This is a genomic window from Staphylococcus succinus (genome assembly GCF_029024945.1).
GTDB classification, from domain to species: Bacteria; Bacillota; Bacilli; order Staphylococcales; family Staphylococcaceae; genus Staphylococcus; species Staphylococcus succinus.
Genome location: NZ_CP118976.1, coordinates 1124443 through 1150770, shown reverse-complemented (window position 1 = coordinate 1150770; position 26328 = coordinate 1124443). Strand labels below are relative to the sequence as shown.

General features: G+C 32.9%; 24 protein-coding genes. 6 read left to right on the top strand and 18 right to left on the bottom strand.

Features of this window, described 5'->3' with window-relative positions; genetic code table 11:
- The first annotated feature begins 12 nt into the window (after positions 1–12).
- Both PYW31_RS05675 and PYW31_RS05670 read left to right on the top strand, forming a co-directional pair.
- Positions 13–645 (top strand): GNAT family N-acetyltransferase, encoded by a 633-nt coding sequence (locus PYW31_RS05675; RefSeq protein ID WP_046836722.1) that lies wholly within the window; start codon positions 13–15, stop codon positions 643–645.
- A 13-nt stretch (positions 646–658) separates the two neighbouring features.
- Entirely contained in the window at positions 659–1819 is a 1161-nt protein-coding gene (locus tag PYW31_RS05670; protein ID WP_046836723.1) for an acetoin utilization protein AcuC, read from the top strand.
- A 410-nt stretch (positions 1820–2229) separates the two neighbouring features.
- Here PYW31_RS05670 and ccpA read toward each other — a convergent pair whose 3' ends face one another.
- The 10 genes from ccpA to PYW31_RS05620 form a co-directional block, all read right to left on the bottom strand.
- Positions 2230–3219 carry a catabolite control protein A gene (ccpA, locus tag PYW31_RS05665; protein ID WP_046836724.1) on the bottom strand — a complete coding sequence of 330 codons (990 nt, stop codon included), beginning with the start codon at positions 3217–3219 and terminating at the stop codon, positions 2230–2232.
- Positions 3220–3540: 321 nt separating this feature from the next.
- Positions 3541–4632 carry a bifunctional 3-deoxy-7-phosphoheptulonate synthase/chorismate mutase gene (locus PYW31_RS05660; protein ID WP_046836725.1) on the bottom strand — a complete coding sequence of 364 codons (1092 nt, stop codon included), beginning with the start codon at positions 4630–4632 and terminating at the stop codon, positions 3541–3543.
- Positions 4633–4973: 341 nt separating this feature from the next.
- A complete protein-coding gene (locus PYW31_RS05655; protein WP_046836726.1) occupies positions 4974–6350 on the bottom strand; it encodes a hypothetical protein in 1377 nt (458 codons plus the stop codon).
- Between the two features lie 82 nt (positions 6351–6432).
- Positions 6433–6951 carry a DUF948 domain-containing protein gene (locus PYW31_RS05650; RefSeq protein WP_046836727.1) on the bottom strand — a complete coding sequence of 173 codons (519 nt, stop codon included), beginning with the start codon at positions 6949–6951 and terminating at the stop codon, positions 6433–6435.
- Between the two features lie 70 nt (positions 6952–7021).
- Positions 7022–8335 (bottom strand): UDP-N-acetylmuramate--L-alanine ligase, encoded by a 1314-nt coding sequence (murC, locus tag PYW31_RS05645; RefSeq protein WP_046836728.1) that lies wholly within the window; start codon positions 8333–8335, stop codon positions 7022–7024.
- 45 nt (positions 8336–8380) lie between these two features.
- Positions 8381–12295 (bottom strand): DNA translocase FtsK, encoded by a 3915-nt coding sequence (locus tag PYW31_RS05640; protein WP_046836729.1) that lies wholly within the window; start codon positions 12293–12295, stop codon positions 8381–8383.
- Between the two features lie 17 nt (positions 12296–12312).
- Positions 12313–12912: a YtpR family tRNA-binding protein gene (ytpR, locus tag PYW31_RS05635; protein ID WP_046836730.1), complete on the bottom strand. Its 600-nt coding sequence runs from the start codon at positions 12910–12912 to the stop codon at positions 12313–12315.
- Positions 12913–12926: 14 nt separating this feature from the next.
- On the bottom strand, positions 12927–13790 hold the full coding sequence (locus PYW31_RS05630) for a DUF1444 domain-containing protein (protein WP_046836731.1): 864 nt from the start codon (positions 13788–13790) through the stop codon (positions 12927–12929).
- A 127-nt stretch (positions 13791–13917) separates the two neighbouring features.
- Entirely contained in the window at positions 13918–14226 is a 309-nt protein-coding gene (locus PYW31_RS05625) for a thioredoxin family protein (RefSeq protein ID WP_046836732.1), read from the bottom strand.
- Between the two features lie 16 nt (positions 14227–14242).
- Positions 14243–15319: a M42 family metallopeptidase gene (locus tag PYW31_RS05620; protein WP_046836733.1), complete on the bottom strand. Its 1077-nt coding sequence runs from the start codon at positions 15317–15319 to the stop codon at positions 14243–14245.
- An 82-nt stretch (positions 15320–15401) separates the two neighbouring features.
- On the opposite strand from PYW31_RS05620, the gene PYW31_RS05615 reads away from it, so the two are divergent.
- Positions 15402–15722 (top strand): hypothetical protein, encoded by a 321-nt coding sequence (locus PYW31_RS05615; protein WP_046836734.1) that lies wholly within the window; start codon positions 15402–15404, stop codon positions 15720–15722.
- Positions 15723–15883: 161 nt separating this feature from the next.
- Here PYW31_RS05615 and PYW31_RS05610 read toward each other — a convergent pair whose 3' ends face one another.
- The 8 genes from PYW31_RS05610 to PYW31_RS05575 all read right to left on the bottom strand — a co-directional run bounded on the left by PYW31_RS05610 (position 15884) and on the right by PYW31_RS05575 (position 24052).
- On the bottom strand, positions 15884–16711 hold the full coding sequence (locus PYW31_RS05610; protein ID WP_046836735.1) for a YtnP family quorum-quenching lactonase: 828 nt from the start codon (positions 16709–16711) through the stop codon (positions 15884–15886).
- Between the two features lie 193 nt (positions 16712–16904).
- A complete protein-coding gene (gene trmB / locus PYW31_RS05605; RefSeq protein WP_046836736.1) occupies positions 16905–17540 on the bottom strand; it encodes a tRNA (guanosine(46)-N7)-methyltransferase TrmB in 636 nt (211 codons plus the stop codon).
- A gap of 12 nt (positions 17541–17552) precedes the next feature.
- Positions 17553–18344 carry a phosphotransferase family protein gene (locus tag PYW31_RS05600; protein WP_046836737.1) on the bottom strand — a complete coding sequence of 264 codons (792 nt, stop codon included), beginning with the start codon at positions 18342–18344 and terminating at the stop codon, positions 17553–17555.
- 459 nt (positions 18345–18803) lie between these two features.
- Positions 18804–19652: a D-amino-acid transaminase gene (gene dat, locus PYW31_RS05595; protein WP_046836738.1), complete on the bottom strand. Its 849-nt coding sequence runs from the start codon at positions 19650–19652 to the stop codon at positions 18804–18806.
- Between the two features lie 2 nt (positions 19653–19654).
- Positions 19655–21064: a dipeptidase PepV gene (pepV, locus tag PYW31_RS05590; protein ID WP_046836739.1), complete on the bottom strand. Its 1410-nt coding sequence runs from the start codon at positions 21062–21064 to the stop codon at positions 19655–19657.
- A 226-nt stretch (positions 21065–21290) separates the two neighbouring features.
- Complete coding sequence (locus PYW31_RS05585) at positions 21291–21704, bottom strand: YtxH domain-containing protein (protein ID WP_046836740.1); 414 nt, start codon at positions 21702–21704, stop codon at positions 21291–21293.
- Between the two features lie 15 nt (positions 21705–21719).
- The gene (locus tag PYW31_RS05580; protein WP_046836741.1) at positions 21720–22418 is read right to left on the bottom strand and encodes a pseudouridine synthase; all 699 of its coding nucleotides are present in this window, start codon (positions 22416–22418) and stop codon (positions 21720–21722) included.
- Positions 22415–24052, bottom strand: a complete 1638-nt coding sequence (locus PYW31_RS05575; protein WP_046836742.1) for a putative polysaccharide biosynthesis protein — start codon at positions 24050–24052, stop codon at positions 22415–22417. The genes PYW31_RS05580 and PYW31_RS05575 overlap by 4 nt, the downstream gene beginning before the upstream one ends.
- 644 nt (positions 24053–24696) lie before the next feature.
- Here PYW31_RS05575 and PYW31_RS05570 point away from each other — a divergent pair.
- Genes PYW31_RS05570 through PYW31_RS05560 form a run of 3 tightly spaced genes read left to right on the top strand, consistent with a single transcriptional unit; the run spans position 24697 to position 26317 of the window.
- Positions 24697–25194, top strand: coding sequence for a hypothetical protein (locus tag PYW31_RS05570; protein ID WP_235602282.1), 498 nt, complete (start codon positions 24697–24699; stop codon positions 25192–25194).
- 19 nt (positions 25195–25213) lie between these two features.
- Positions 25214–26014 (top strand): Ltp family lipoprotein, encoded by an 801-nt coding sequence (locus tag PYW31_RS05565; RefSeq protein WP_063410274.1) that lies wholly within the window; start codon positions 25214–25216, stop codon positions 26012–26014.
- A 54-nt stretch (positions 26015–26068) separates the two neighbouring features.
- On the top strand, positions 26069–26317 hold the full coding sequence (locus PYW31_RS05560; RefSeq protein ID WP_053042468.1) for a tyrosine-type recombinase/integrase: 249 nt from the start codon (positions 26069–26071) through the stop codon (positions 26315–26317).
- Positions 26318–26328 lie beyond the last annotated feature (11 nt).

The following is a 26328-nucleotide window of genomic DNA, read 5'->3' as shown; positions in this document are numbered from 1 at the left end:
TGGAGTGAAAAAATGGAACATATAAAAACGTATCAATCTCAAACTTATCACTTGGATGAAGGTACCTTTGTTATAGAAGGACCTATTTCACGCACGAAACTTGATTCTATGACTTTTGACGAAGGCCTAAATGCTTTTCGTCCTCCAATCGATCAGTTTGAAGCAGTAAAAGAAATTAGTGAATTAGACGAAGGAAGAATATTTGTGTTACACCATGAACAGCATATTGTCGGCTATGTCACCTATCATTACCCTGACCCATTAGAACGTTGGTCTACAGGAAATTTAGCATATCTGATTGAATTAGGTGCAATAGAAATTAGTTTATCTTACCGTCGTTTAAAATTAGGCAGTGAGCTCATTAAAATAAGTTTAAGTGCTGATGAATATGAAGATTATATCGTCTTAACCACTGAATATTATTGGCATTGGGACTTGAAAAATTCAAAGCTTGATGTCTATGAATATAAGAAATTAATGCAGAAATTGATGGGATATGGGGGCCTAGAAATTTTTGCAACTGACGATCCAGAAATTACGAGTCATCCAGCCAATTGCTTAATGGCACGAATTGGATCGCGCATTACAATTGAACAATTACAAGCATTTGACAACATTCGATACATGAATCGCTTTTTCTTTTAAAGGGGAGACTTATATGAATCATACGCAACAAAAAACGGGCTATGTATATTCAAATGAACTATTACAATATCGATTTAGTAATAGTCATCCTTTTAATCAAATGAGATTAAAATTAACAACTGAATTACTCGCTGATTTGGGTTACTTAAAACCAAACCATATCATTCAACCTAGGATTGCCAATGACAAAGAATTAGCTTTAATACATTCTTATGATTATATCCAAGCTATTCGGCATGCATCACATGGCATTTTAAGCGATAATGAAGCCCAAAAATATGGTTTAGATGGCGATGACACATTACAATTTCGCATGATGCATAAACACAGTGCACGAATTGTTGGTGGTGCATTAAATTTAGCTGACTGTATCATGGATGGTACAGTTACGAATGGTTGTCATTTAGGTGGTGGTTTACACCATAGCTTGCCTGGCCGTGCAAATGGCTTTTGTATTTATAATGATGTAGCCATTACTATCGCTTACCTCATCAAAAATTACAATCAACGTGTATTATGTATAGATACTGATGCGCATCATGGCGATGGTACACAGTGGAGTTTTTATACAAATGATCAATCTTTAATTTATTCAATACATGAAACAGGCAAATTCCTATTTCCTGGTTCGGGTCATTATACCGAACGTGGTGCTGAAAAAGGATTTGGTTATACAGTGAATGTTCCCTTAGAGCCATATACAGAAGATGTTTCATTTCTAGAAGTGTTTAAAGAAACTGTTGAGCCGGTCGTTGCTTCATTTAAACCTGATATTATCGTTAGTGTGCACGGTGTAGATATTCATTATTTAGACCCCCTCACTCATATGAGTTGTACATTAGAGGCTTTATATCAAATTCCATATATCATTAAGTCCTTAGCTGATACATACACAGATAGTAAAGTACTTATGTTTGGTGGTGGTGGATACAATATTTGGAAAGTTGTACCTCGCGCATGGAGTCATGTCTTTTTGGCGCTAATCAATGCACCACAACCATCAGGTGATTTACCAAAGACATGGCTACACAAATGGCAACAATATGCCCCTTTCAAACTACCCGTCACGTGGAGCGATGATATGCAAGATTTCCAACCTATACCTCGAACAGAAGAAATATCAGCAAAAAATCTGAAACATGCGCACCAAGTAAGTAGCTGGTTTAAATCATAGGTATTTCAAAAGGATTATGACAAACTGCTCATCTATCATTCGAACCATAATTTTTATAAAAAAAGAAACCTTATGACAATGTCATAAAGTTTAAAGATAGACAAACCAATTGCTATGATTTAGCACTTGGTTTGTTTTTTTATTATATCTATGTTCCGACTCCTATCTATGATCTTTAGGAGTCTTTTAAAATGTCTATTCCATTTTATTCTTCGTGATTACGGTTGAGACTAAATTCTTGAGGTACAGTAATGCCCCAAAATACGGAATACGATAATACCCACGAAAACAAGCAAAAAACTCAACACCATCAGAAGCTTTATCCATATATTGAAAGCAACCTTATCATTAAAATAAGATTGCTTTTTCATTCGTATTTTAGTAATTATTAGCCTATTTTCAACTGATCACTATTTAGTTGTGCCTCTATATTCAATTCTATGCGGTAATATTACATTGGGTTCTTCAATTTCTTCTTCATTCATATATTTTGTTAACAATCTCATGCCTACTGCCCCAATATCATAAAGTGGCTGAATCACACTAGATAATTGTGGTCTTACCATTTCAACTAATCTCGTATTATTAAAGCTTACAATTTGTAATGAATCAGGAATGCTTACCCCAACATCTTGCGCAGAATGGACTAATCCAATAGCCTGTTCATCACTGATTGACAGAATCGCATCTGGTTTTGATGCTTTTAATGTTTCAAAGGCACGCACACCATCTTTATACGTTTCGTTTCCATTAAATATATTATTCTCATTTAATGTTAGCTGATGTTGTGATAATACTTCTTTAAGACCAGCTAAAACGTCTTCTTGCGCTTTTTTAGAATAATCTCCACCTACAAAGGCAAATTCTTTAGCGCCACTTTCGATTAAGTGAGTTGTAATTTCTTTAGCAGCTGATTTGAAATCGATATTAACTGATGCAATATCAGCATCCTTACCGTTAGTTCCAGAAACTACTACAGGCACTGAAGATTTACTAATTAAGTCCTTAATCTCTTCAGAAATTGTACCACCTAAGAAAATAATGCCATCTACTTGTTTACTTAATAAATTATTAAAAATTTCTTTTTCTTTAACTGGATCGTTATCAGAATTAGAAATAATTGAATGGTACTTATACATTGTAGCTATATCTTCTAATCCTCGAGCAAGTTGAGAATAGTAAACATTAGAAATGTCTGGAATAACAACTCCAACTGTTGTAGTACGTTTACTCGCTAATCCTCGTGCCACTGCATTTGGACGATAATTTAATTTTTGAATCACTTCATTCACTTTGTCACGTGTTTCAGGTTTAACATTTTGGTTACCATTAACTACTCGTGAGACCGTTGCCATAGAAACGCGGGCTTCTCTTGCAACATCATATATTGTAACAGTCATAATTTCCTCCTTGTAAGCGGTTTATTTATTATTATACTCTGTTTTCATAACTTTTCAAATTTTACCATATTTTTTGAATTTGTAAAACAATTTGTTTACAATGTCATAATTATGTCATTAAATATAATTGAATCTAGTTATTATTTATAATATTTTTTTTATATATGACACAAGATTTATTGTCCAACTTACCTTTGTTAATATACATATATAGCTCAATAAATGATTACACTATAAGCTTTTACATATAAAAATGCCCCGATGCAAATACTATATCCTAGTACACGCATCAGGGCATTTATGTTTATCTTAGCTTTAATATTATTTTAATTGCTTATTATTGTACATATCCGCAAGTGGTTTAATTTCGTTGTAGAATTTTTCAAATTCATTAAAGTCCATTTGTTGACCACTATCACTTAATGCTACTGATGGATCAGGATGAACCTCTGCCATAATACCATCAGCGCCAACTGCTAATCCAGCTTTAGCTGTTGGTAACATAATATCTTTACGACCAGTACTATGTGTAACATCAACCATGACTGGTAAATGTGTACCTTGTTTTAAGATAGGAACAGCAGAGATATCTAATGTGTTTCTTGTAGCATTTTCGTAAGTACGAATACCACGTTCACATAAAATAATGTTGTTATTACCTTGAGATGCAATGTATTCAGCTGCATAAATAAATTCTTCAATTGTTGCTGATAAACCACGTTTTAATAATACTGGTTTATTTGAACGTCCTGCTTCTTTTAATAATTCAAAGTTTTGCATGTTACGTGCGCCAATTTGGAATACATCTAAATAATCGTCAGCCACTTCAAAATCAGCTGGATTTACAATTTCACTTACTACATTTAAACCGTATTTATCTTTAGTGTTTTTAAGAATTTTTAATCCTTCAACACCTAAACCTTGGAAATCATATGGTGATGTACGAGGTTTGAATGCACCACCTCTAATAAATTTTTCACCTCTAGCTTGTAAATTAGCTGCTACAGCATCAACTTGTTCTTGAGATTCAACTGAACATGGACCAAATACAAATGATTTGTTACCATCTCCAATAATGCCGCCATTATCAAATTGAACAATTGTATCTTCTGGTTTTAATTTTCTAGAAACATATAAGTGTTTTTCATTTTCAGATTTTTGTAAATCTGTAGAGGCTTTAAAAATTTCTTTAAATAATTGTTTGATTGTATTGTCATTGAAAGGTCCTTCATTTTTATCTAATAATACGTTGATCATTTCTTTTTCTCGTTGAGGATCATATACAAGTGTACCTTTTTTACGTTTTTCCTCTCCGATTTTTTGTGCTAACTTTCCTCTTCTAGATAAAAGTTTTAAAATCTCATCATTAATTTCTACAATTTCGTCTCTGTATTCTTGTAATTTGTCTGTCATTTATAGTCACCTCTATGAAAAATTTAAAATCGATATTTTATTCTGCTTTAAAGCGATAAAACATTTGTTAAACGTAATTCTAACAAGAACTCTATATAAGTTCAAGTCACGATTTAAAAAAATCACTTTTTTAAGTGAATAATTTCAATGATAACTGAATTTTCTGTAACTTACCACCTATATTTTACACTATTCTGACATTTCACTCTATATATTTAAGCCCTTGTCACATGCGGTTTTAAACAAAAAAGAACCGAACAAAACTGTTGAACGGTTCTTTTTTATATTAAAACTATTAAGTTGTTATAATAAATATGCTAAATTATTAATTTCAGCCATTATTAGTCATTAAATGTTCTTTTATCAATTTTACTCTTGGCTTTTTCAGTTTTTTTAGATTGCGCTCTATTTTTAGTATAAGTTTGTGCACTTTTACCTTGTTTAGATTTACTGTCCTGAGTTGATTGCTTTTTCAAGCCATTTCCAGCCTGGTCATGCGCAATAATCCCATCATTAAACGTTACACTCTCATGAGTTTGTTTTACGCGTTGTTCAGCCGGTTCTGGCTTAGATTTAAACGTTTGTTTTTTTGATTTATCTGCAGAATTATCTACCTTATTTGTAGATTCCACAGCATGATCAACTTTATGCGTCACTAAGTGAGGAACTACTTTGTTATTATTAGATTTTACTGCTTCAGGCTTCAATAAGTTGGCTGTATTATCAGCAACATTTTGATTTTCATTTATTGCTTTATATTTATTTTTTGCCGCTAAAGCTAATCCAGTAGCTGTAAGACTACTTGCTATAGCCGTTTTCTTTGATGATTGTTTTGATGTTGTTTCTTCACTTTCTTTTGAATCTTTAGTAACTAAGTGAGGTGTTTGCTCTTTTGAATTACTACTTGATTCTTCTTGTTGCAGGCTTTTTGTATTTTTAGCAACTTGTTCATTTTCATTAAGTGCTTGCTTTTTATCGCTTGCTGCTTTTGCGATACCAGTCGCTGCAATCGTACCACCTGTAGCTGCTGCAATCTTAGTACCTTTACCTGTAGAATCATTATCTTTATCCGTTACTTCTTCTTTAATTGCTGTTTGTTGTGCCTCGACCTCATCTTTTGTTGGTTGTGCTTGTGCATCAATATGTGTAGAGTCTGTATTACTTGTAGCAGATGTCGTTGCCGAATCATTATCCGTTACTTCTTCTTTAATTGCCGCTTGTTGTGCGTCAACTTCATCTTTTGTTGGCTGTGCCTGTGCATCAATATGTGTAGGAGCTGTATCTTTGGATTCTCCATTATCTACACCTTGTTGCTCTTGTGCTGCTTGTGCATCTGGTGACATATCCGCTAAATTGTTATCTGAAGTTTCTTGTTGAATAGCATTTTTTTGAGCAGTCAATGCTGATGTAGAAACTTCATTATCTTGAGCGCTTGATACTGTTGACTTAATATGGCTAACTTGACGATCTGCATTAGCTTTTTCACTTTCTGATTGTTCGATAATGTGCGACTTGAATTGTGAAGCTTCGTCTGATTTTGGAGTAGTTTTATCATTAGCTTTTGTTTTACTTAAAGATACTAACCCTATAGCTGAACCTATTACTGCCCCTACAATAAATCCATAAACAAATTCATTTCTTGCTCCTTTTGTAAAATACTCAGGAACTTCATAACTTTCTAGATTTCTTTCATAATCATCACGGTTGTAATATTTCATAATTGAAGGCCTCCTATAACAAATGCACTTAAATAAGTTTCAAAACCTCATTTAAGTGCATTTGTTTGTTTAAGTATATGATTTATTTGTTATCTACGCGTGTAGTATAGCTATGTGTTGAATGATTTGACTCATTTGCATTTGCATCACTAGCTACGCTGCTCGCTTTGTAGTTTGCACTATCTCTACGATTTCTTCTGTTTTGCCATTTATCAGCAACTTCCATTGCTACGTTTGACCATTGAACAACTTGTGAGATTTTATCTTCATTTTGAGAAATATTGTGCGTAATTGAGTTTGTAACTCTATCAACAGATCCATTTAAAGTTTGTACTGAATCACCAATACCTTTAACAGCATCAATAACAGAGTTCAAACGATCTGATTTATCTTGAATATCTTCAGTTAAGCGATTAGCTTTATGAAGTAAGTCAGTAGATTCACGCGTAATACCTTGTATTTGTCCCTCAACCCCATCAAGAGTTTTAGCAACGTGATCTAAATTTTTCTTAACTGAAAGTAAAACTACTACGATACCAATGACTAATACTAAAAATGCAATCGCAGCTATAATTCCAGCTATAGGTAAAATCCATTCCATTTAAAACGCCTCCTAATAAACATATGTTGTTATTTAATATAAATACCCATCTCATTTTAACATAAACATATTAGAATGAGGTAGTGACACCAATATTTTCCATATATGCACGTTGAATTTTTTGAATATCTCCAGCGCCCATAAATAATATAACTGCATCATTATATTGTTCTAAATTATTCACAGATGCTTCATCAATAAGTTTTGCACCATCAATTTTTTGAACAAGGTCTTGAATTGTTAGATTACCACTATTCTCTCTTATTGAACCAAATATTTCACATAAGAATGTTTGATCTGCTACATTTAAACATTCAGCGAATTCATCTAAGAACGCTTTAGTTCTACTAAAAGTATGTGGTTGGAATACTGCGACTACATCTTTCGTTGGGTATTTCTTACGTGCTGTTTCAATTGTAGCACTTATCTCTCTAGGATGGTGTGCATAATCATCAACTAATATTTGTTTACCAATTTTTGTTTCGTTAAAACGACGTTTCACGCCACCGAATGTTTCTAGAGCTTCTTTAATATTTTCAATATTAAGCTCTTCTAGATAACTGATTGTGATAACAGAAAGCGCATTTAAAATATTATGATCGCCGAATTGCGGTGAAAGGAATGTATCATAGTATTTATTTTCAATATACACATCAAATTGTGTACCTTTTTCATTAATTTGAATATTATCAGCATACACATTATCATCTTTCGAGAACCCATAATAATATACTGGTACATCTGATTTTATATTACGTAGATGTGTATCGCCACCCCAAGCAATAATTGCTTTTTTTACATTATGTGCCATCTCTTGGAATGCATCAAAAACATCATTTACATCTTTAAAATAATCTGGGTGATCGAAATCAATATTTGTCATAATTGCGTAGTCAGGATGATAACTTAAAAAATGTCTGCGATATTCACACGCTTCAAAAGCAAAGTAATCACTTTCTGGAATACCTAATCCTGTGCCATCACCAATTAAGAATGATGTTTTTTTATCACCGTTCATTACATGAGATAATAATCCTGTTGTAGAAGTCTTGCCATGTGCGCCTGTAACCGCAACAGATGTATATTGGTTTATCACATGGCCTAAGAAATCATGATAACGAATTACTTCTAATTTTAATTCGTGTGCTCTTACTACTTCTTCATGTGTATCTGGAAATGCATTACCTTGAACAATAACCATATCTTCCTTAATGTTATTTGCATCAAATGGTAATATTTCGATACCATTATTTTTTAAAGCTACCTCTGTAAATACGTAATTTTTTATATCTGAACCTTGTACATCATTTCCAAGATCATGCATGATTTGTGCTAATGAACTCATACCGGCTCCTTTAATACCGACAAAATGATAATGTGTCATCGTAACACTCCTTAATCTCTATATTAATTTTTGTTTTTCTCTAAATTAATTACCGTCTAAATCTGATTCTGTAATATACACATCTCTAGGTTTAGAACCATTCGCACCGGAAACATAACCAAGTTGCTCCAATTGATCTACAATTCTTGCCGCTCGATTATAACCTATTTGGAAATGTCTTTGAACTAATGAAGTTGAAATGTGCCCCTCTTGTAACATAAAACGACATACATCATCGAATAAGTCATCTTGAGGCTGTGTTTCAGTTTTTTTCAATAGCTCTTTTTCTTCAAATAGATAATTTGGATCTCGCTGTTGCTTAATAAAATCAACTACATCATCAATTTCATCATCAGATACAAATGTACCTTGTACACGAATCGGTTTGTTCATACCACTACCTAAGTACAACATATCTCCATAACCTAATAAACGTTCTGCTCCACCACTATCTAAAATGGTTCTTGAATCCACGCTAGATGATACCATAAATGCTATTCTCGTTGGAATATTTGCTTTAATTAAACCTGTAATAACATTAACTGATGGTCTTTGTGTTGCGACTAACATGTGTATACCACAAGCACGTGCTTTTTGAGCTATACGTGCAATAGATTGCTCAACTTCTTGCGGTGCCATCATCATTAAATCTGCAAGTTCATCTATTACTATAACAATTTTTGGCATTCTATCATCGTATGTTGCCTTCTTATTATAAGCTGTAATATTTCTTACATGATATTTAGCAAAAACTTTATAACGGCGTTCCATTTCTTCAACAGCCCACTTAAGACTTTGCGTCGCCGCTTTAACATCTGTAATTACTGGTGCTACAAGATGTGGTAAATCATTGTATGGCGCGAGTTCAACCATCTTAGGATCAATTAGTAGTAACCTCAACTCTTCTGGATGGTTTTTATATAATAATGACATTAATATGCTGTTGATGCATACTGATTTTCCTGAACCTGTTGCGCCTGCAATTAAAGCATGTGGTGTTTTAGCTATATCCATCAGCAGGGGTTCATTATTAATGCCAAAGCCCATCGCAACATTCAATTTAGATTCTGAATTTTTAAAGCTAGGGGCATCAATGATTGAACGTAGATTAACTTTGGTTGACGTGACATTTGGCACTTCAATCCCTACCAAACTCGTCCCTGGTATTGGTGCTTCTATACGAATGTCCTTCGCTGCTAATGCCATTTTAATATCATCTTGCAGTGCAGTGATTCTAGACACTTTAACACCTTTTTCAACAGAAAGTTCAAAGCGTGTCACACTTGGTCCTTCTGTAACATTTTGTACTTCAGCTGGTACATTAAAATAATAAAAGGCTTCATTTAGTTCTTGTTTTTTCTCTTCTATCCATGAATTATCAATTTCATGTTCTTCAGGCTCGTCTAATAAACTTGCGCTCGGCAATTTAATGTTTGGCCCTCTTCTAATAGTTGGCTTATCACTATCGTTATTGGTAACACCCTCGCCTACTTGCTTGGTATCTATATCTGATAGTGATGTCTCTATATTTTGTTTGTTATCTTGTTGATGTGTTACTTCTCTTTTAGCAACTTCAGATTGATTCTGCAGACCATCTGCGTTCTGGCCCTGTGGCTGATTAATATTTTTTTCATCTTGAATCGTTGTCTCCTCATGAATATGGGGCGAGTCAGAAATTTGTGCATCTGTTTGCAAGTCGTTCTCTTTTTCATTATGACTTGGCGTCAATATGTCTGTTTCATCTTGTGCTAGTTGTGTTTCATCCATTTCTAGTGCTTTGTAATCTGCATCTGTTACCTCTGTTTCACTCACATCGCTATCTGATACTAGCGTTTTTTTATTTGTTTCAGTGATAGGCTCAGTGTGGTTTTCGACATAACTAGACACATGTTGATTATTTTCTATACTAGATTTCTGACGTTGTTGTTCTGATGTTGTGTGCATATCTTCTTGCTTCGTTGTATGTCTCTCATTTTTTGATACATCATGCGATTTACTAGCATTATTTGAGTCAAATTTTCTTTGCTTTTTAGCATCCATCATACGCTTTTTATCTGATGGTGTCATTACCACATTAAATGGTTTACTACCTTTTCTAGTTGGCGGTTGAATACGATTTGTTTGTCTAGTACTACTTTCATCTGACTGTTTGCTATTTAAGTCTTGTGTATCTTGTACAGCAGACGCTTCATTTTCTTGATTTTCGCTCATTTCCGATGAAGGTTGTTCACTTGTAACATCATTCAAGTGCGTCGTTGCTGTTTCCTGTAATGATTCGTGAATGTTGTCACTATCTTTATCTTCACTGTCTGAATTGAAGTCATCATGTTCATAACTAGATATATTTATACCTTCTGATGTATGCACAGATGTTTCTAAATCATCCTCTGATTCTGAATGATTATCTTCTTCTTGATTTGTCAATTCACTATGTGATTGTGTTAATTCTCTATATTGTGCATCTGTAAATGATGTTTCTGATGCTTGATAATGATTAAAATTGCTTGCTTGTTCACTGTTTAATTCATTTTCTGATAGTGCTTGTTGCGGTACATTGTTTTCTTCAAATAAAGCATTGGCTTTTTCATTAATTGAATTGTCAACGTCATCGTTAGCACTATCATATTCAGCTTCGGCGATTTCATCATCGTCTTTGTTGTTTATTTGTTTAGTGCTTACATCCACATATTCATCATTTATAGTATGTACATCACTTACTTGATCTAAATCAATTTCTTCATAATTAAATGGTGACGATGCCCCTACTTGAGCATCTTCGTTATTATCATTATTGAATTCTTCTGTATTAGTTTGATTGTGTTCACTTTCTATTGTGTCTATACTGTCATATGCATCAGCTACCATATTACTTTCTTCATCGAGCGAACTTTCACCAATGTGATTTTGCGCTTGCTTAGCATACATTTCATCGATTGCTTTTTGAATATCATTCTCATTATTTTCTTGTTGTGCATTTCTCTTTTGTTGTAACGCTTTTTTAAATTGACGCTTTTGTAATACTTTGCGTTCTCTTTCACGTCGAATTTCTTCTACAATTTGAGAGGCATAGATATTTTCAATACTAATTTTATTATCTCGCGCGGTAGATGAAGTTTGTTTGGTAGATTCCTTGGATTCATCTTCAGTTGAATTTTGAGATAAATCATTATCCCAAGTACTTTCTCTTTCTACAGTGTTCGCACTGTTTTGTGAGGTAATTGGTTGCTCTTCATCAACTTGTGTACTTTGGTGCGCCTCTGATGTACTAACATCTGCATCATTATCGTGTACCTGTTCTGTTGCACTACTTTGTTTTTGAATGTTCGAATCATCAGGTTTAGATGTAGGTTGCTTATCTTCTTCTGATTGCTCTGAAGTACGAATTACGCCATTGTCTAAAGGACGTGGTTTTTGAGTACCAAAAATTGCTGACGGTACTTCACTCGCTTTAAAGTCACTATGCTGATAACTTGGCGTTTTATGACTGCTTTTAGTCTCAGCATTAGCTCTCAACACATCTGTTTGAATTCTCATTCTAGTCCCTCTATGGGGCTTATGCTCACTTACAGTGTCAGCAGATGCAGATTGATGTTCAGTTGGATGTTCACTTCTGTCTTGTTTCTTAACATCATTAGGTTTCGCTGTATCATATGCATGTCTGCGTCTTCTTTGTTTATGATGTGTATTAAGCGCATCTGAAGAGGCCTCATAGCGTTTTCTATTTTCATGAGATGACTGATTATTAGAAGTAGATTGTTCTTCTGATTGACTTGCTTCTTCTAAAACACGCATAGGAAATCTGAATTTACCTTTAGGTCTTTCATAAACATCATTGTTCTGGGGAAGTAATGAATCTTGCTCTTCTTGTTGTGTAGCTTTTTGACGTCGTTGGCTTCTTTTATTGAGATAATCTTCTGTTGAGTCATTATCTTCTCCAAATAACTTGTCGAACCAGCTCATTCGCACATTACCTCCTTTTATTCTTCAAAAAATGCTTGTCCTACAGTGTAATCATCTGTTAAGACCATGATACCTTTTTCTTGTGGTGCATCAGGTAAATTTAATTCTTTCATTGAACAAACCATTCCACTTGATGGCACACCTCTAAGCTCTGCATCTTTAATAACCATTCCACTTGGCATCACTGCCCCTACTTTTGCCACTACAACTTTTTGTCCTGCTTCAATATTTGGAGCGCCACATACAATTTGTAATTGTTCGTTGCCCACATCTATACGCAATACACTTAATTTGTCTGCGTCAGGATGTTTTTCCTTAGTTTCAACATAACCTACTACAAACTTAGGAGAGAAGTCTGCATTTAATTCAAAAGTAAACCCATCATTTTTGATAGCTTTTTGCAATGCTTCAACTAATACTTCAGTTAGTTTGATATGACCATTTCCAACAATATCAGCTTTTTTAGATGCATTGAAAATATTATAGCCCACTACTTTGTTTTCGTGTTTTATTTCAACTACATCGCCTCTTGTTTCGTAATTGAACTCACCATTAATAGTTTCAATTTGTAAAAATGCTACATCTCCCACTGCTTCTTTATTATAAAATAAATTCATGGTTATTAATCTCCTTAATCTTTATCTTTATTTTCGTATTTTTTTCGTGTTGCTTCTAATCTTTGTATTACATTAGGATCTCTTTTTTGCTTATTATTTTTACCTAATATAAATATAGGCTCAAAATGACCCTTGTCATAGCCAAGTGATAATGAAGTAATAGGAACTAAACCTTTTGTAAAGAATTCCATTGTTAGGTGAGCCATTACATCGTAGCCTGTTTTATTGCGAATATCTGCAATAATCAATACATCTTGGTGCGGCACAGCTACCAGCATTTCACCTTCACATTGGTCTTGGATTTCATTTAAAAAAGTCGTGTTCAAAATTCTACTTGCATCATAACCATCATTTGAATTGACGAAATAAAATATATTTCCTTTCACTTCATCTGTTGTATATTTATTTTCTAGCTTTCTAATGTTAAATAAAGCCATTTCTTTTAATTGTTGCTTGGTTAATTTCATTTGTTCAAGCATTTGTTCATCAACTAAACGGTATGATTTACCTAAATCAACTGCATAATATATATTGGTTTCAGCAGTATGCCTCTCAATCACAAATTTATTACCATTTTTATCTTTTTTATCAAAACTCGGAGACCTAAGTACCGGCATAATCTGAATATCATCTATACCTGACAGTGTGTCTCCTTTCATTTGTTCAATTGCTTCTTCAACATAATAGACTATTTCATCTACTATTTTTTCTTTTTGATTATTATATTTAGCTACTATTGTAGAAAGTTTAACAGTAACACCTTCACCATTATCCACTCTAGAAATACGCAGCGTTTCTTCTTCACGATTAAAGCTAAACTTCACATTTAAATGACTCAATCGATCTTTTAATTTATCTCTCATTTGAAAGACATTCATCTTTAACACTCCTATTTACGTGCCTTATTACAGTTTACAATAAATATACCCTTAGGAACAGAAAAAAAGTAAGTTCTAAGGGTATATATTTGTATAATTCATTTTAAATGATTTTGGCTGTTTTTATTTACAATGAAGCTAAAAATTCATCAATTTGTTCAATAGATTTGCGCTCTTTTCCAATATAACTACCAATTTGTTTATCATCTTTAAATACTAAGAAACTAGGTATACCCATAATGTCATAATCTATACAAATATCTATAAATTTATCTCTATCTACAGATATAAATTTATAATTTGTATATTTACTTTCTAATTGTGGTAAATCGGGTTCGATGACTTTACAATCAGGACACCAATCTGCAGTAAATAAAAATACCGTTTGTTCTTTTTTTAACTCATCAAATTGTTGGGCATTTTCTAATTGTTTCATTCTAATCACTCCTAAATTATTTATATTGTAATGCTTTGATTTTGTCTTCATTCAAATGTGTGACAGATTGTGTTAATAGTTGTCTAGCAGCTGTGTAATCTCTCATATCAAACACTGCATTTGTACTGTGGATGTAACGTGCACATACACCAATAACCGCAGTGGGTATGCCAATATTCGCTTTATGAATTTCTCCGCCATCGGTGCCGCCTGGCGATATATAATATTGATGAGATATTTCAAATTGATTGGCTAAGTCTAGCAAATAATCTCTAAAAGTTGGTTTCAGTATCATTGTGCCATCTTTTATCCTAATCAATGTACCTTTGCCTAATTCTCCAGATAGATGTTGTTTACCTTTCATATCATTTGCAGGAGAACAATCTACAACAAAAGCTACATCAGGATCTATTAATTCTGCAGAGGCACGTGCTCCCCTTAACCCTACTTCTTCTTGAACATTAGCACCTACATACAAATCAAAGTTTAAATCTACATCTTTTAATAATTCTAATAATTCAATACCGATTAGACAACCATAACGATTGTCCCAAGCTTTACTTGCAAATCGGTGTTCAGATAATTGGATAAATGGCGTTTCTGGAACAATTGAATCTCCAATATTTATACCACGCGCTAAAACTTCTTCTTGATTTTCACAACCAATATCCAATAATAAGTCTTCTATTTTAGGGGCGCCTTCATTCCCAGTTCTAAAATGCTTAGGTATATTGGCTACTATTCCAACAATCTCCTCGTTTTTACGTGATTTTACCTTAAGTCGTTGACCTTGCCAAATATCCGTAGCTACACCACCTAAATTTGTAAATTGTAGCATGCCATTCTTAGTAATATGAGTAATCATAAATCCAATTTCATCCATATGCGCAGCCACCATTACACGTTTAGGATTATCTACTTTCGCACGTTTAACTCCGTAAAATCCCCCCATGCGATTATAAACAAATTCATCTACATAAGGTTCCATTTCTGCTTTTAAATATGATTGTACTTCATCTTCAAACCCTGGTGCGCCGTGTAATTCTGTTAATGTTTTCATTCTTGATATTGTTTTATTCTTGTCTATATTCAACGTTGCTCACTCCTTAATATTTATTATATCATCTTCGTTATGGTAAACTATTAATATGACTTTATTGGGGGTAGATGCTGTTATGTTGAATAAAAAGAATTGGATTTTCATCCTATTTATTTCACTAACAACAATTATTGGAATATACTATTTTTATAAACGTCAAACTCATCTAAGATATCAAGATCCAGAAAAATTATTATCAGAAGTAAAAACATATTTTATGAATGTTGCAGGATCTTACATATTAAATGAAACGATAGCTTATAAAGATTCCACAGACAATAATAATATTGTTTTCCAGGGTGGTATCACCACACAGCACAATGGTAAACTAACTTATTATGACTTTTTTGCTGATGCAAAAACCGGGGAAATTATCGATATAATTGAATGCGATTAATATAAGGTTAAAGTTATGAGAAAATGATGTGTAGTGTCTTTTAAATGAAAAAGGCCTATACAGTAATTTTGGAGTATAACACCATTCTAGTAATAGATATCAATAGCATCTCTTACTAGAATCATGTTGTAAATGCTCTTCCACTCATAACTTTAACCTTATTAATTTCTGGTAATATAACTTTCTATTTCTTTATTATTACCTTTATCAAATTTCACTGCGAAGTATGTCACATCATGATAATACAAGAACCAATAATCTTGTATAATAAAATTAGGTATTAAGCGTTCTTTCTCTCTTATAGATTGCATCGGATAATCATCGTATGCCGTCACCCATAATGGATTTCTATGTGCTATCGTTGGAAAGATATCTCCCATATGCACAGCCTTTTCTCCTTCACTTTCAATTGTTACAATTGCATGCCCATAACTATGGCCCCCAGTATGAAAAAGTTTTATCCCTGGATAAATTTCTATTTCTTTTTCAAATAAAAGCAATTTTTCTTTAAAATCGCCATCATTCTTCGACCAATATGTAGACTTACTACGGATGTTTGGACTTTGAAATTCATGCCACTCATCTTGCTGTATGACGTGAATAGCATTTTTAAAAATAGCACGTCCCTCATTGTCTGTTAACCCAGCTGCATGGTCAAAATGTAAATGCGTCATTAATACATAATCTATATCCTCTACTGTTAATTCTAAAGCCTTTAAATCTTCTTCAATTTTAGATTCATACTCGACACCAAAATTTTTACGTTCTTTAGCTGTTAACTTACCAGTGCCTATACCAGTATCAATTAGAATAGACTTGTCTTCCGTTTGTATAAGAATAGGATGTGTCGGCAAAGGAATTTGATTCTTATCATTCACCTCATATTTCCTTGTCCATAGCGCTTTAGGTACAACACCAAACATAGCACCGCCATCAATTTGTGTTATCCCACCATTTAAAGAATGGATTTTAAAATCACCCAATTTCATTTTATTTCCTCCTTTACTCGCAATAAATTTTACTTAATTACCATAGTAATACAATACCCTATCTACTTTAAAGCAAGACGCAAAACAATTAAAATATGCATTAATTTTCATGAAATATAACTCCTTCAATCTAAATTAAAGCAAAAAAAATTGATAGAAACGAATGTTCTATCAATCAAATTTTATAGTATTTTTAATGAAATTTAGCTTCCATACGATAGATTCTTGAACCTTTCTCAGAAAACTTCGTTTCATATTCTGTCGTTATATTACTACCATCATCTTCTTGATGGAGATTTAAGTTTATCTTAATAAAATACATACCAAATTGTGACATACTCTCTAAGCTATAAGCGAAAAGACCTCTATTGTCCGTTTTGAAATGTAATTCTCCATCTTTTTGTAAAATTTGTTTATATAATGCTAAATATGTGTGATATGTCAATCTACGTTTTGTATGTTTTTTCTTCGGCCAAGGATCAGAGAAATTCAAATAAACACGTGCCACTTCGCCATCTACAAAGTAGTCATTAAGTTCTGCAGCATCATTACAAATCAATTTAATGTTAGTTAGATTTTGTTCTAAAACTTTATCTAACACTTTTATCATCACACTACTTTCACGCTCCATTGATATAAAATTAATATCAGGATTGCGCGCAGCTAGTGTAGTAATAAATTGGCCCATGCCTGAACCTATTTCAATGTATATCGGTTGGTCTTTATCAAACCATTCCGAGATTTTCCCTGCATGACGACCATCTAAATCTACAATATTTGGATGTGATTTTAAATAATCTTCTGCCCAAGGCTTGTGACGCATTCTCATTCTCATAACTCCTTATATAAACGCATTGTTGTTCATTACTTCATTCAAAAAGTTCAGCCATAAATTCATATCTTTGTAACGCTTCTGTTCTTCATACCATTGCACCATGCCAATAGATTGTATTACTGTATACCATTTCATTCTTTTTTGTAAGTCCATGGAATCTTTTGCACCATATACTTCTAACCATTGAGACCATTTTTTCTCTGGAACGTAATTGTATAGCAGCATGCCTAAATCAATTGCTGGGTCAGCAATCATAGCACCTTCCCAATCAACTAGGTATAGTTCATCATGATCCGACAATAACCAATTGTTATGATTAACATCACCATGAACTACTGTAAAGAAACGCGGATCTAAATTAGGCATATGATCTTCTAAATAAGTCAAAGCTTTTCTAACAACATGATGTGTCAAAACTTCTCTAGATAATGAAGCGTTTATTTTATTTAATAAAATATCTGGTGTAATAGGCTCCATTTCCATACGTTTCAACATATTTAATAATGTTCTAGAATTGTGTATTTTTTTCAATAAATGTGCGACTCGTTGTTCGTGCATTTCATTGAAAGTAAGCTCTCTACCATTTTTCCAATGTTGTGCCGTTACGACTTCTCCGGTTTCAATGCGCTTGGTCCAAACTAATTTGGGCACAATACCTTCAGCAGATAGCGCTGCAATAAAAGGGTTTGAATTTCTCTTTAAGAATAACTTTTGTCCATCTTGTTCTGCCATATAAGCTTCACCCGATGCACCACCTGCTGAATCTAGCGTCCATCCTAATTGATAAAACTGCTCCAACACGTTCACCTCACTTTCAATTAGAAAATGGCTCAAGAAAACAATTTTCGAGAGCCATATATAATAATTTTATTTCAAAATTATAAACTTCAACCAGAATTGTGTAGCCTCACGTCTTATGACATACACATTGTCCCTCCATGGTTCAAGTTCCATTTTTTATATAATATAGATACCGTTCCATCCAATTTATAATAACTTATATAGCATATCACAAATCACCTTAGAACAGACCATTAAATTTAACATTTTTCTATCTTTTTCATGAAATTTTCCACTTCAAAATTTCATCGCTCATAAAGATTTTATATTGTTTGACTTACTATTTCAACCAAAAATGAGAAACAAAAAGTCACATTTTACTTTCGTCATTTTATGGTATTCTTTTAAACGGCTCATTAAGAATTATAACATAATTTATCATCAATTTATGTTACATTTTCTATCCATTTATGGAAATTATGAACTAACCGTGTCAATATATCTATTAAATCCTTCTTGTAATTCTTTAGTAATTGGACCTACTTGACCATCACCAACGGGATTACCATTTAATTTAATAACTGGTGTTACTTCTATTGAAGTACTTGAAACAATAATCTCATCTGCGTTCTCTAAGAAATCTAATGTAAATGTTTCTTCATTGAATGGTATTTGTTTTTCCTCTGCTATAGATTTTATAACTCTACGCGTAATCCCATTTAAAATGTAATTATTAGTTGGATGTGTATAGATTTCACCATCTTTAATCACATAAACATTACTAGATGATCCTTCAGTTACGATATCACCACGGTGTTGGATTGCCTCTTTAGCATTGTACTTTGTTGCAAGCTCTTTTGCTAATACATTGCCTAGTAAATTCAAACTCTTAATATCGCATCTTAACCAACGTACATCTTCTGTAGTTACAGCATTGATACCTTCTTCTAATTGTTTATATGGACGATCATATGATTTTGTAAACGCCATAATATTCGCTTCTACTGATGGAGTTGGGAAAGCATGATCACGAGGTGCTGCACCACGTGTAACTTGAATATATACACCACCATTAACTACGCCATTCGCATTAATCAATTCTTGAACAAGCTCAATAATCGAATCCACATCGTGTTTCAAATCTAAACCAATTTCTGCGGCACTTCTTAATAGTCTTTCAAAGTGAGGTCTGGCAGTAAATAAGTGATTGTCATAAATTCTTACATATTCATATATACCATCACCAAAAACGTACCCTCTATCGTTATAAGGCACCTTAGCGTCATGCTCTTCTAATAATTGTTCGTTGATTAATACTTTTGTCATAGTTATCCCTCCACACATAATGCATACAATGATTCTAAATAAATACTCGTTGCATTAAATAATTGTTTTTTTGTAATGTACTCATTTTTTTGGTGCATTAAATCTTCTGAATCGCTGAACATTGCGCCAAATGCAACGCCTTTATCTAAATTACGTGCATATGTGCCTCCACCAATCGTATACGGCTCAGTTTCATCACCAGTTTGGTTTCTATAAGCTTGAACTAGCGTTTGTACGAATGGATCATCCTTTTCTACATAATGTGGAACTTGATTTTTCCCTAATTTCATTGAAAACCCTAATTGTTGAATTTCATTTTCAAATCTTGTCATAGCTTCTTCAAACTCAAAACCTTCTGGATATCTCAGATTAATACCAAATTTACCGCCGTTGTTATTATTATATGAAATAATACCAATATTTGTAGTAACGTCGCCCATAATCTCAGTATGATATTTCATACCCATTTTTTCTCCAAAATGAGAATTAAATAAGTATCGCTCACTGAAATTAACGAAGTTAGCTGCAGATTGATCTAAATCAATTGTAGCTAAGAAATTCAATAAATATAATCCTGCATTCACACCTTTAGATGGGTCCATACCATGCACTGCTTTACCTTGAACTTTAAGCACTAACACACCACTATCAACAGCACTTTCTCCTTCTAAATGATTTTCATAAAGAAATTGTTCAAAGTTTTGAATGACATCAGTCATGTTTTCTTTCACTGCAACATTAGCCACCGCTTCATCTGGAACCATATTATAACGTTGACCTGAAGTGAATGAACGTAACTCGTATTCTGGTTCATCTTGTGCTTCATCTTTTTCATTTTGAATCACATCGAATGTGCTAATTCCTTTTTCGCCATGAATTGCTGGGAATTCAGCATCCGGAGCAAAGCCAAGCGCAGGCATTTCCTCAGTTTTAAAATATCGATCTGTACATAGCCAATCAGATTCTTCATCCGTTCCGATTATAATATGTATACGTTTTTTCCAATTGACGTTCATGTCATTCAGAATTTTCACTGCATAATACGCCGCTATTGTAGGCCCTTTATCATCCAGCGTACCTCGTGCTATAACTTTGTCATCAGTAATGACTGGTTCAAAAGGATTAGATTCCCAACCATCTCCAGCTGGCACAACATCTACGTGACATAGAATCCCGAATACATCTTCTCCAGAGCCCGCTTCAATTCTTCCTGCAATGTGATCCACATCATGTGTCCCGAAACCATCGCGTTCCGCAATTTTATACATATAATCTAGTGCTCTACGCGGACCTGGTCCGACTGGGTTATCTAATGACGCTTTACTGTCATCTCTCACACTTTCAATTGATAATAAACCTTTCAAATCTTCAATGATGAAATCTTCGTATTCTTGCACTTTTTCTTTCCACATTTGAGATCAACTTCTTTCTTAAGACTAATGTAATTAATATTTTACATGAAGTAATGAAGAAACTACAGTGAGATGGCACTATTATTTTAAAATTCCGACTGTTTCTTTTTTAATGTAAACAGTGTGAGCACTATAATACAGTATTTTACAAATGCTGTATTAATCTCAAAAAGCCTAGTTCAAAAATTGAACTAGGCTTTTACAATTTATCTATATAACAGAAATATTATTTATCTTCGTGTTTATTACTATTATTTTTTAATTCTTCTTCAGTAACTACACGAAGGTTATTTGAAGGATCAGCTGCACCCTCGTCAGTGAATCTTGCTTCTTCAATATGTTCATCATCTTTTTTAGCTGAACCTTTGAAGTGTTCTCTTTGACTATTAATAAATCCTTTTGGATCTTCTTTTACTTTAGAAGCATATCCTTTTGGATCACCTTTTACTTCGTTAAAAGTTTCTCCTGCCTTAGAGCTAATTTGACTTGCGATGTCTTTGGCATTTTGTTTATATGATTCAGGGTTAGCCTTATATTTATTATACTCGCCTTTTAATTTATCTCTATTTTCTTTTTTAGAAAGAACAACTGCTGCAGCTGCTCCACCAATTCCTACCACTGCTTTTAAAATTTTTGACATAATAGCACCTCTTCTTTATTTTAATCCTAATTTTTTGAAATCTTCTTGGGTTAATTGACGATACTCGCCTGGCGCTAATGATTGATCCAGTTGTAAATCGCCAATACTCATACGTTTCAAAGCTATCACTTCATTGTTTATAGCATGAAACATACGCTTAACCTGATGATACCTTCCTTCGTAAATTGTGACAAGTGATCTTCTTTCTTCATCACATTGAACCAAATCAGCTGGCTTCACCAATCCTTCATCCAATGCTATACCCGATTTAAACAATTCTATATCATTTTTTGTAATTGTTTTTTCAGAAATTACTTCATATGTCTTAGAAACGTGCTTTGACGGGCTCATTAAGTCGTGATTAAATTGTCCATCATTAGTGATTAAAAGTAATCCTTCCGTATCTTTGTCTAGTCGTCCTACAGGGAAAACATCCAAGTATCTATATTTACCTACTAAATCAATTACTGTCTTATGCTTATCATCTTCTGTTGCTGACACATAGCCTTGTGGTTTATTTAGCATTAAATAAATTTTATCTATATATTGAACGATTTCCTCATGAACTTTAACTTTATCTACCGATGGATTAATATGTGCTTTGGGTGATTTTTCTTGGGTTTCATTGACTGTAACTTCACCCTTTTTTAATAATTGCTTCACTTCTGTACGTGTACCCATTCCCATATTCGCTAAAAACTTATCTAATCTCATGAAGCAATTCCTAACTTACGTCTGATTTTATTTGGAATATCACCTAAAAATTCATCGGCAAGTCTTGTCTTCATTGTCATACTTGCATAAACAAGCATTCCAATTGCAACACTAATAATTATAATTGTTAACGAACCAAATTTTGATTGAACAGGGATGAATATTTTAAGAACAAAGAATACTGCTTCAACGACAATCATCATGATAAGTCCATATAAGAATATCTTACTAAAGTGTAACCAAGTCTCACCAAAGTTGAATTTAGCATATTTTTTCAGAATAACAAAATTGCATGATATGGCGAATAATAAGGCTAAAGCTGTACTTAACACTGCACCTTGTGAATGGAAAACAACAATAAGTGGTGTATTTAAAATAATTTTTATAACGACTGCTACTAAAATAACGTAAACTGTTAATTTTTGTTTATCAATACCTTGTAACATAGATGCCGTTACACTTAACAAGGCAATCAATATCGCAACAGGTGCATAATAGAATAAAACATTACTTCCATCAACATTATAACTATAGAAAACTGTGTAAATCGGTAAAGCAAGTGCCATAATACCTAAACTTGCCGGTACAGTAATAAACATTAATACACCTAAAGATGTACGTATCTGTCTATGCATTTCTTGTATTTCACCAGCTGCATACGTTTTTGTAATAAACGGAATCAAACTTACTGCAAACCCAGCCGATAAAGAAGTTGGAATCATCACAATTTTATTAGTGGTCATATTTAATATTGTGAAGAAATAGTCATGCATACGACTCGGTACACCTGCAATATCTAAAGCACCATTATGTGTAAATTGGTCGACTAAGTTAAATAGTGGGAAATTTAAACTCACAATAACAAATGGAATACTATAAGAAATAATTTCTTTATACATTTTCCCATAAGATACATCAATACCTGTTGTATCACTATCTACCATTTTCTGTATATTAGGCTTTCGTTTTCTCCAGTAATACCATAATGTAAATATCCCAGCTATTGCACCAACCGCTGCTGCAAACGTTGCAACACCATTAGCTGCTAAAATACTTCCATTAAAAACGTTAAGCACTATGTAACTACCTATTAGAATAAATAGGATACGTGCAATTTGCTCAATAACTTCTGATACTGCCGTAGGTCCCATTGATTTATAACCTTGGAATACACCACGCCATGTAGCAAGTAAAGGAATGAAAATAACAACCATACTTATAATTCTAATAATCCAAGTAATATTTTCTACTGACCAGCCACCTTTAGCACCTGATTCATGCGCTAAAGTTATCGTTGCGATACTTGGAGCTAATAAATATAAAATAATAAAACCTATAAATCCTGTTACTGTCATTACCATAAAGCTTGATTTATATAACTTTTCACTAACTTTATATGCACCTATAGCATTATACTTAGACACATATTTCGAGGCAGCTAATGGAACTCCAGCAGTCGCAATTGCAATTGCAATGTTATATGGGGTATATGCATAGTTGAAAGGCGCCAAATTTTCTTCTCCGCCTATAATCGCGTAGAATGGAATAATATAAACTACGCCCAATACTTTGGTAATTAGTATACTAAGCGTGATTAAAAAGGTTCCCCTCACTAATTCTTTACTTTCACTCATTCAGATCTTCCTATCTCAAATTAATTTTTACACTCATAACTTCAATAATAACGTTATAACTACTTTTTTTCAAAACTATATTACTATAAAATACCACACATGTTTTACCCAGTGCCAGTGATTGTAAACTAAGGGCTTAGGTATAAGCTTTCTTTGTTATGATTTAATTAATTATTTTACTAGCTATTCGTCACAGTTAACTTACTTAATCTTATCTTAATTAAACCAGTTTCTTCATACTCCAAATAAAAAAAACATATAAATGATTTAAGACAAGAATTAAAAGCACGGAGATTTGGTTATGATTTAGCTTTACCTTTCCAAAAATTAATAGATTGTTATGTACAAGGATGATATATGTCTGTCAACGGGAATAGACAGATTTTATTTCAAACAAGTGATAGAAGATTATAAGGTATGGCCTTTTTGTCGAACACAATGAATATATAATAAATTTTATGCAATTAGACATCGAAAAATCATAATTATATTTTTTAAGTCTAAATAGAACGTATGTTCCCTTTTAAATCTAACGTTTATAGCAAATTTGTTTTGATAAACTAAAAAACAACTAACCTTTTCACCCAATATTATATATAATGAAATATGTAACGTACAAACAATATTAAGGGAGAGAGTTTATTATGGCAGATAAATTAGGTTTTAGAGAAAGTATGACCGAAACTGAAATCGTTGCTACTTTCAAAAAAAACAAAGAAGAAAAGGATTATTGGGAAAGTTTAGATGTGGAAACTAAAAAATCACTTATTAAAGAGTACAAAAATAATAAACGAGAATTTTATGACCATTTTCAAACAAAAATGCAAGAAACAAACCCAACTTATCAAAATGAAACATTAATAAAAAGTAATGAAAAATTAGATAAGTTCTTTGCTACACAAGGTATTTATAAACCTAGCCAAACAACAACAGACGCCTTTTGTAAGCAAAATATTATGGCAAACTTCGATAAATTCTATCATGCATTGGGTGCGTTCACATTGAATATGGAAAAGCAAGCTATGTATAACTACTATCAAACGCAACAAAATCAAAATTTCATACAAATTGCTCAAAACGATAAATTAATCAAGCAAAATGATGAAATCATAGAGTTATTAAAAATTGTAGCAAATAAATAATTTTTCGGGGGTATGTAAAATGAAAAAAGTATTATTCTTAGTATTAGCAAGTTTTTTAGCATTATCAGCATGTGGGAATTCGGAAGAAAGTAAGTCAGAAGATAAAAAAGAAAAACAATCGTCATCAAAAGACGATAAGAAAAATGAAGAAAGTAAGAGACCTAACAAAGATAAAAAAGAGGAATTAGATAAAGAAGATACTGATAATAACAGTGAATCAAATTCTGATTCATTGAATGAACACAAAAAAGATAATAATGTTAATAGAGAATTTAAAAATGCGTTAGACAGCGCTAAAAACTATCAAAGTGTTATGCCTATGTCAAAGGCTGGATTGTATGAACAACTAACATCAAGTGCTGGTGATCAATATCCAGCAGAAGCAGCACAATATGCTATTGATAACTTAGACGCTGATTATAAAGAAAATGCATTAAAAAGCGCTAAAAACTATCAAGATATTATGCCTATGTCTGACAATGAGTTATTTAAACAATTGACTTCTGATGCCGGTGATAAATACACCCAAGAAGAAGCTAAATATGCTATTGATAATATAGAAAACAAAAAATCTAACCAAGATACTGATTATGAAGACGATACAAATACAGTAACTCGAGAGAACGTAATGGATTTCGTAGAAACTTACGAAGGTGAAACGTTAGATACTGGCACCTATACATTTAAAGAACCAGAACAAAGAGAGAATGGAAGTTGGGGGTTTGCTTTTTATACTAAAGATGGTGACCTTGCTGGTTCATATATTGTAGATGAGGATGGAAATGTTACTAAATATGATAAAAATGGTGTAGAAGAATAATTCTATGGGCAGTCCCTACTGCCCTATATTTTTTTATTTTTTTTAGGAGGAATTTTGTACACAGCTTTAGCAATAGAGTTTCAGTCTTTAACAGGTTTACGTATAGGCGAGTTATTAGCAATAAAAGTTAATGATATTGATTTTGAGATCAAAACATTAAGCGTAAATGGTACAATGTTTTGGGCGAAAAGTGATGAGAGATTCGGTTCGAAAGAAACAACGAAGACTAATAAAAGTTATAGAGTAATAAATTTAACGACAAGATGTATTGAAATCATTAATAAACTTGTGTTAGAAAAGTAAGAAGTTAAAAC

What these genes read in the sequence shown, in the direction of transcription:
- PYW31_RS05675 (WP_046836722.1), top strand. Translation starts at nt 13, where the DNA reads ATGGAACATATAAAAACGTATCAATCTCAAACTTATCACTTGGATGAA.
- PYW31_RS05670 (WP_046836723.1), top strand. Translation starts at nt 659, where the DNA reads ATGAATCATACGCAACAAAAAACGGGCTATGTATATTCAAATGAACTA.
- ccpA (WP_046836724.1), bottom strand. Translation starts at nt 3,219, where the DNA reads ATGACTGTTACAATATATGATGTTGCAAGAGAAGCCCGCGTTTCTATG.
- PYW31_RS05660 (WP_046836725.1), bottom strand. Translation starts at nt 4,632, where the DNA reads ATGACAGACAAATTACAAGAATACAGAGACGAAATTGTAGAAATTAAT.
- PYW31_RS05655 (WP_046836726.1), bottom strand. Translation starts at nt 6,350, where the DNA reads ATGAAATATTACAACCGTGATGATTATGAAAGAAATCTAGAAAGTTAT.
- PYW31_RS05650 (WP_046836727.1), bottom strand. Translation starts at nt 6,951, where the DNA reads ATGGAATGGATTTTACCTATAGCTGGAATTATAGCTGCGATTGCATTT.
- murC (WP_046836728.1), bottom strand. Translation starts at nt 8,335, where the DNA reads ATGACACATTATCATTTTGTCGGTATTAAAGGAGCCGGTATGAGTTCA.
- PYW31_RS05640 (WP_046836729.1), bottom strand. Translation starts at nt 12,295, where the DNA reads ATGAGCTGGTTCGACAAGTTATTTGGAGAAGATAATGACTCAACAGAA.
- ytpR (WP_046836730.1), bottom strand. Translation starts at nt 12,912, where the DNA reads ATGAATTTATTTTATAATAAAGAAGCAGTGGGAGATGTAGCATTTTTA.
- PYW31_RS05630 (WP_046836731.1), bottom strand. Translation starts at nt 13,790, where the DNA reads ATGAATGTCTTTCAAATGAGAGATAAATTAAAAGATCGATTGAGTCAT.
- PYW31_RS05625 (WP_046836732.1), bottom strand. Translation starts at nt 14,226, where the DNA reads ATGAAACAATTAGAAAATGCCCAACAATTTGATGAGTTAAAAAAAGAA.
- PYW31_RS05615 (WP_046836734.1), top strand. Translation starts at nt 15,402, where the DNA reads ATGTTGAATAAAAAGAATTGGATTTTCATCCTATTTATTTCACTAACA.
- PYW31_RS05610 (WP_046836735.1), bottom strand. Translation starts at nt 16,711, where the DNA reads ATGAAATTGGGTGATTTTAAAATCCATTCTTTAAATGGTGGGATAACA.
- trmB (WP_046836736.1), bottom strand. Translation starts at nt 17,540, where the DNA reads ATGAGAATGCGTCACAAGCCTTGGGCAGAAGATTATTTAAAATCACAT.
- dat (WP_046836738.1), bottom strand. Translation starts at nt 19,652, where the DNA reads ATGACAAAAGTATTAATCAACGAACAATTATTAGAAGAGCATGACGCT.
- pepV (WP_046836739.1), bottom strand. Translation starts at nt 21,064, where the DNA reads ATGTGGAAAGAAAAAGTGCAAGAATACGAAGATTTCATCATTGAAGAT.
- PYW31_RS05585 (WP_046836740.1), bottom strand. Translation starts at nt 21,704, where the DNA reads ATGTCAAAAATTTTAAAAGCAGTGGTAGGAATTGGTGGAGCAGCTGCA.
- PYW31_RS05580 (WP_046836741.1), bottom strand. Translation starts at nt 22,418, where the DNA reads ATGAGATTAGATAAGTTTTTAGCGAATATGGGAATGGGTACACGTACA.
- PYW31_RS05575 (WP_046836742.1), bottom strand. Translation starts at nt 24,052, where the DNA reads ATGAGTGAAAGTAAAGAATTAGTGAGGGGAACCTTTTTAATCACGCTT.
- PYW31_RS05570 (WP_235602282.1), top strand. Translation starts at nt 24,697, where the DNA reads ATGGCAGATAAATTAGGTTTTAGAGAAAGTATGACCGAAACTGAAATC.
- PYW31_RS05565 (WP_063410274.1), top strand. Translation starts at nt 25,214, where the DNA reads ATGAAAAAAGTATTATTCTTAGTATTAGCAAGTTTTTTAGCATTATCA.